The following is a 6400-nucleotide window of genomic DNA, read 5'->3' on the forward strand; positions in this document are numbered from 1 at the left end:
ATACCATCTTTGGATGCTTCTAAAACCACTCTGTCTCCAGCACGAACTCCTTCTTCACTAATAGTGAATGTGTTCATTTCAATAGGGAACTTATCTGATGAGTTTGTTTCTTCATAATCTCTAACATACTTCCATGGTCCCCATTGCTCTGCCCCTGGAATTTGTCCTGTATTAGCCCACCATTTACTTACATAGACTTTGCCCTCATAAATAACTTCTGTTCCTTTATCAGGGTAGCTTTTACTTGGGTCATACTCTTGCAGGCCTCCCGTACTACCGCCATTATCAGTACCTCCTCCGTTATCAGTGTCACCACTTGGTAATATAACTGTACCTACAGGATGCTCATTTGTGAAATCAACATCAATAACATTAAAGAAACTAGCTGCCGTATCACCAACATTCCATTCTGCTGCAATAACTTGATAGCCTGTTCTATCTGGCAGATCACAAGTAATTGTAAACTTGTTATTTGAATCACCAGGCATACTATTTGTGAAATTAGGTATAGGATTATAGCAATCCAGCGGTTGTGCTTCAAAGTCACTTCGACTTAGTGGCGCATTTGGATTCCAGTCAGGTTTTGTTATCCAGAATCTAAATGATGCTGGCGAAACCGTCCAATGTTGTGCAGTGAAGTTCCATCTAAAAGTCGTAGGTCCTGATTTAACAACTGTTTTAGCCCATCTGCTTGATGTCTGCTCAGATAATGATGCACTAAGACCAGAGCCTCCAACTTGATTGCCCATAGAACCATTTTCAAAGCTGCCATCTGCGACTTCAAATGACTGAGGCTCATAAAGAGATATGTTTCCACATCCTTGATTTACATGTTGATTACACAAAAAAGGACGTCCTTTTGGTGTGTCAACATATGCATGTGAATATGCTTCAGAACTAGCTAATAAAGCTAACCCTGTTAAGATTGTTATTTTTTTAAGTTTCATAATAAACTCCTTATTTATAACCTATCACAAGAACTCTATTTAAAACCCACACCCTCATACTACATAAATAAAGTAAAAAATAAAAATATGGCAAAATATGACTACTTTTATAACTTTATAGGAACATTCTTACTGTTTTTAATAAAATCTAAAGAGATCAAAAGACTCTGATTCAAGAAAAAATTAACTCAGATTTAATATTCACTTTTTTTAGCAAAATTTCTTGAATTTTAAAATTTTCTTCAACACACCCATAAGTAAAACATATTATGAAATATTTTTTGATATATTTTTTATATCAATACTTTTTGATGCTCTTTCATATCCACTTTAATCATAAATACTGGTAATCTAAATAAATAAAATCACATAAGCTTTTTATTTATGAAAAATATTAAGAAAATTCAAATGCCTGATACATTAGTAATTTTATTTTGTATTGCAATACTTGTTGCTATCGCTAGTTATTTTATTCCTGTAGGTAAGTTTGATGTAAAAAATGTTCAATATACCTCTGATGGACAAACTCATTCAAGAAGTGTACTTATTGCAGATAGCTTTAAATTCAAACTAGACTCTAAAGGAACCCCAGAAGCAAATCCTATAAAAATATTTACAAAAGAAGATTCAGACAATCGAGGTTTTACTAATTTTGTCTATAACGGTATGACTTCTGGATCTAAAGATGGCGGTGCTGTTGCGATAATAGCATTCTTACTTATAATAGGTGGCTCATTTGGTATATTACTTAGAACTAAAGTAATTGATCAATCAATACTACGTGTAGTAAACAAATTCCAAAACAATAAAACCATTCTACTGCCAGCTTTATGTTTTATTTTCTCATTAGGTGGTGCAGTATTTGGCATGGGAGAAGAAACTATACCTTTTATTATGCTATTAGTCCCCATATTTGTACTTATAGGATTTGATGCTTTAACTTGTACAGTTGTCATATATTTAGCTACCCAAATAGGTTTTGCAACATCTTGGATGAATCCATTCTCTGTAAGTATTGCGCAAGGAATCGCTCAAGTCCCAATACTATCTGGAAGCTTATTTAGAATAATAATGTGGTTAATATTTACATCATCAATAACTATTTTTGCCGTAATACATGCATTAAAAATACAAAAAAATCCTAACTCATCGTTAATGTATGAGCATGATAATCTATATAGAAACTCTGATGAACACTCTCTTGAACAAACGCAAAAGATGTGTATTTATTCTTGGTTGATACTCGCAAGTCTAGTAGTAACTATAATATGGTTAGTATATGGTGTAGTCGAACTGGGTTACTATCTGCCTGAAATCGCAACTTTATTTACAATACTAGGATTTGCAACTGGCTTCTTTGCTATAATTGGAGGAGTAAATGGAATGACTTTAAATACTGCTTTAGATGCATTTAAAGATGGCGCAAAAGCTTTACTCCCTGTTTGTTTAATTATCGGATTTGCATATGGCTTAATTTACTTGATGGGTGGTTCAGACCCTGAACACTATACAATGTTAAACTCAATTCTTCATTATGCTTCAGAAAGCATATCGGGCACAAACCATTATGTATCAGCACTTGGAATGTTTTTCTTCCAATCAATTTTTAACTTTTTTGTAACATCAGGATCTGGACAAGCTGCTTTAACAATGCCAATTATGTCACCTCTAGCTGATTTAACAGGAATAAGCAGACAAATTGCAGTCTTAGCATTTCAACTTGGTGATGGTTGGACACACTGCTTAATGCCAACATCCGCAACTTTAATGGCTGTGTTAGGAGCTGCTAGAATACCTTATGGATTATGGTTAAAGTTTATCTTTAAATTCTACTTATACCTTATGGCTCTAAGCTCTATTATGATAATTATCGCTGTATATATTGGCTATAATTAACTCTTGATCAAAATATCTCACTTTCATACACAACCCCTAAAATGAATAATAACCCATAAAATACAAATAAAAAATTAATAACTGCCGACAAAATATTTCAAACATACAATTTAAATTAAATATTTGTTATTGATTTTTCTTTCTGCTAAAATGAATAAAAATTCAAATAAACAGGGTGTCACATGTCTGAGAAATATCAAAAAGTTGCAAGTCATGAAGCAAAGAAAGGAGATTTTAAACGTTGCCTATTACTTTATTCTGGTGGCTTAGACACATCTGTAATGCTTAAATGGATTCAAGAGGAATATGATGTTGAAGTTGTTGCTTTGACTATAGATATTGGTCAAGTTGCTGACAATCTAGAACAAATAAAACAAAAAGCTATAAATCTAGGAGCTATTGACGCTGTAGTATATGATGCCAAAGATCGTTTTGCAGATGAGATTATAAGCAAAGCTATTAAAGCAAATGCTGACTACCAAGGGGGCTATGCGCTTTCGACACCTTTGGGTAGAGTTATTATCTCAGAAATAGCTATTGAAGTAGCTAAAAAATATAATTGCCAAGTTGTTGCCCATGGTTGTACAGGCAAAGGTAATGACCAAGTTCGTTTTGAAAGCTATTTGACAACATTAGATGGGAACATAAAAACCATTGCTCCAGTTAGAGAATGGGGAATGGGAAGAGAGCAAGAATTAGAATATGCTGAAAAACATAAGATTCCAGTAAAGCAACAAAAAAGCAAACCCTACTCTTACGATGAAAACATGTGGGGCAATACCGCAGAAGGTGGTGAAATAGAACACTCTGACCTTATTGCTCCTAAAGAAGCTATTTTACAATGGTGTAAAACTCCAGAAAATGCTCCAGATAAACTACAAAACATTACCTTAGAGTTTGTCAAAGGTATACCTGTAAAGCTAGATGATGAACCATTGCCCTTAGCTAAACTAATAATGCAATGTAATAAAATAGGTGGTAAACATGGTGTTGGAGTATTTAACCTTATTGAAGATAGATTAATTGGTCTAAAAGTTAGAGGTATCTATGAAAATCCAGGTGCTAGTATTATAATAGCCGCTCACAAGAAGCTAGAACAACTTGTCTCTACACGTCAAGAAAATGAACTAAAAACATTTATGGATAATAAATGGGCTTACATTGCTTATGCCGCTGAATGGTATAATCCTGTGATGAATAATATTCTTGCATTTATAGAAGAGCAAAATAAAAAAGTCACAGGAAAAGTGACTGTATCTTTATATAAAGGTAATATAGAAGTAGTCGCAGTCGAATCACCTTTTTCTATGCTTAAGCCTGAATTAGCAACTTTTGAAGCTGGTGGAGATTTATTTAACCATAATGCTTCAGCTGGGTTTATAGAGTTACATAGCCTAGCTCAACGTACTGCATATTCAATAATGAAAAATAAGAAATAATTATGAGTAAAAAACTTTGGCAAACTGAAACAGATAAACTCTTGCCTATAGTTGAAAAATACACTGTAGGGCAAGACTATATTCTTGATCAAAAGTTACTTAAATACGATATTCAAGCTAGCTTAGCTCATGCAGAAATGCTACTAAAGATGAATGTTATTAGCAAAGATGAACTTTCACTACTAACAAAAGGGCTAAACGAGATAAAAGAGCTTGCAGCCAAGGGTCAATTTCAAATAACTCAAGATCAAGAAGATGGACATACTGCAATTGAACAATATCTCTGCAAAAACTATGGCGATGTTGGCAAAAAGATACACACTGGTAGGAGTAGAAATGATCAATCTCTAGTAATGCTACGTCTTTTTATGAAAGATAAACTGCAGCAACTAGAAAAAACTATACATGAAAATATCCATACATTAAGAACTACAGCTAGCAAATATGTAAATACAACCATGCCTGGCTATACACATATGCAAAAAGCTATGCCTACTACAGTTTCTATATGGTTAGGATCTTTTGCTGATGCCTTAGCTGATGCTCTACTTTTAATCTCAACGACATCCAAAATTATCAATCAAAATCCTCTAGGATCAGCATCTGGATTCGGTATTGCCAACTTTAAGCATGATAAAGACCATACAACCGAACTACTTAACTTTAGTAGAACTCAGGAAAATCCTATATATTGTGCTTTTTCTCGAGGATATTTTGAAAAGCTAATTTTGCAAAGTTTATCAAACCCTATGAGTATTTACTCAAGGTTTGCTAATGATATGATGCTTTTTACAATGTCTGAATTTAATTATTTTAGTTTAGACAACTCTTATACTACAGGCTCATCTATTATGCCACAAAAGCGTAATTATGACTTATTTGAAATTATGAGAGGTAATGCAAAATTATATCAAGGCTACTTACAACAGATTACTTCTATAATTGATAGCGTACCTAGTGGTTATAATCGTGATTATCAGCTAACAAAAGCCCCTTTCTGCCAAGCAATGGAGCTAATAGAAGATACAATTTTATTATTTGATTCAACTATAAAAAATTTAAAAGTTCATAGCGATACGTTAAGTCAAGCAATGACCTCTGATCTATATGCTACTGAAGAAGTCTACAAACTTGTTCAACAAGGGCTATCTTTTCGTGATGCTTATATAGCGATCAAAGAGAAGCTTAATAAATAAGAAGTTTTAGCCGCAGTCTATATATAAAGTTTTGTTCTAAAATATATGTATATTTCTTTGAAAAGTTTATAATACACTTTAATTATTTAAAATCAAAACTATTGAAGAGTCTAGTTTGTAGATCTTATAGAAAATCTAATTAATTATTTTAAGGAAAAACATTATGGACAAATCTGATATTTATAATGATTTGAGACAACTTATTCTTAGTAAAGAATTTTCTTCACAAAATGATATATGTGACACCTTAGAACACCTTGGTTATAGTGCTAGTCAATCCAAAGTTAACAGAATGCTAAAAAAACTAGGTGCGATTAAAATCAAAAATGAGAAAAATGCTCTAGTTTATAAAATACCTAACGAACCAGCTCCGCCAATAATGACTGACAATATTTCATCGTTAGTTATTAATGTTAATGCCAATGAGGCTGTAGTTGTTATAGATACAGCACCAGGAGCAGCTCAACTAGTAGCAAGGACCTTAGATTATAATAAAAATAGCTTTGGGATAATTGGTATAGTTGCTGGAGATGATACAGTTTTTGTTGCTCCTTCAACGATAAAAAATATTGGTAAATTAAAAATCAATATAGAGAAGTTTTTATTCTCTCAGCCTTAAATCTTTTAAGGCCTGTATCACTTTAAAAAAAATACAACTAAAACTATATAAAGTAGTAATTTATAACACGATTTTCTTTTTATTCAAAATGATGAAAACCAAGTTAAATACCGCCATAATTAAAAACATATAAACAAAATATTTTATAAATGTAACTTTCTATAAAATTTAAAAATAAATTACTCACCTTACTCATATTAATTAAGAATTTCTAATTTCATGTAGCCTATTTAAGACTGTTGAATAAATCTTTCAATTTCTATGAATAGGAATATTTTTGCTATTTTTAGTAAAAACTTAGCC

General features: G+C 32.3%; 5 protein-coding genes. 4 read left to right on the plus strand and 1 reads right to left on the minus strand.

The genetic code is table 11. From position 1 onward, the window contains the following. Positions 1-947, minus strand: a 947-nt coding sequence (locus tag R8535_RS10480) for a lytic polysaccharide monooxygenase (RefSeq protein ID WP_329499059.1), incomplete at its 3' end; no start/stop codon positions are given. A gap of 384 nt (positions 948-1331) precedes the next feature. On the opposite strand from R8535_RS10480, the gene yfcC reads away from it, so the two are divergent. The 4 genes from yfcC to R8535_RS10500 all read left to right on the plus strand — a co-directional run bounded on the left by yfcC (position 1332) and on the right by R8535_RS10500 (position 6097). Further along, entirely contained in the window at positions 1332-2843 is a 1512-nt protein-coding gene (gene yfcC, locus R8535_RS10485; RefSeq protein WP_329499057.1) for a putative basic amino acid antiporter YfcC, read from the plus strand. A gap of 182 nt (positions 2844-3025) precedes the next feature. After that, positions 3026-4282, plus strand: a complete 1257-nt coding sequence (locus tag R8535_RS10490) for an argininosuccinate synthase (protein ID WP_329499055.1) — start codon at positions 3026-3028, stop codon at positions 4280-4282. Between the two features lie 2 nt (positions 4283-4284). Next, on the plus strand, positions 4285-5478 hold the full coding sequence (gene argH / locus R8535_RS10495) for an argininosuccinate lyase (RefSeq protein WP_329499053.1): 1194 nt from the start codon (positions 4285-4287) through the stop codon (positions 5476-5478). A gap of 163 nt (positions 5479-5641) precedes the next feature. Further along, positions 5642-6097 carry an ArgR family transcriptional regulator gene (locus R8535_RS10500; RefSeq protein WP_329499052.1) on the plus strand — a complete coding sequence of 152 codons (456 nt, stop codon included), beginning with the start codon at positions 5642-5644 and terminating at the stop codon, positions 6095-6097. The last annotated feature ends 303 nt before the right edge of the window (positions 6098-6400 follow it).

The sequence above is a fragment of the Francisella sp. 19S2-4 genome, assembly GCF_036281795.1.
Classification (GTDB): domain Bacteria; phylum Pseudomonadota; class Gammaproteobacteria; order Francisellales; family Francisellaceae; genus Francisella.

What these genes read in the sequence shown, in the direction of transcription:
- yfcC (WP_329499057.1), top strand. Translation starts at nt 1,332, where the DNA reads ATGAAAAATATTAAGAAAATTCAAATGCCTGATACATTAGTAATTTTA.
- R8535_RS10500 (WP_329499052.1), top strand. Translation starts at nt 5,642, where the DNA reads ATGGACAAATCTGATATTTATAATGATTTGAGACAACTTATTCTTAGT.
- argH (WP_329499053.1), top strand. Translation starts at nt 4,285, where the DNA reads ATGAGTAAAAAACTTTGGCAAACTGAAACAGATAAACTCTTGCCTATA.
- R8535_RS10490 (WP_329499055.1), top strand. Translation starts at nt 3,026, where the DNA reads ATGTCTGAGAAATATCAAAAAGTTGCAAGTCATGAAGCAAAGAAAGGA.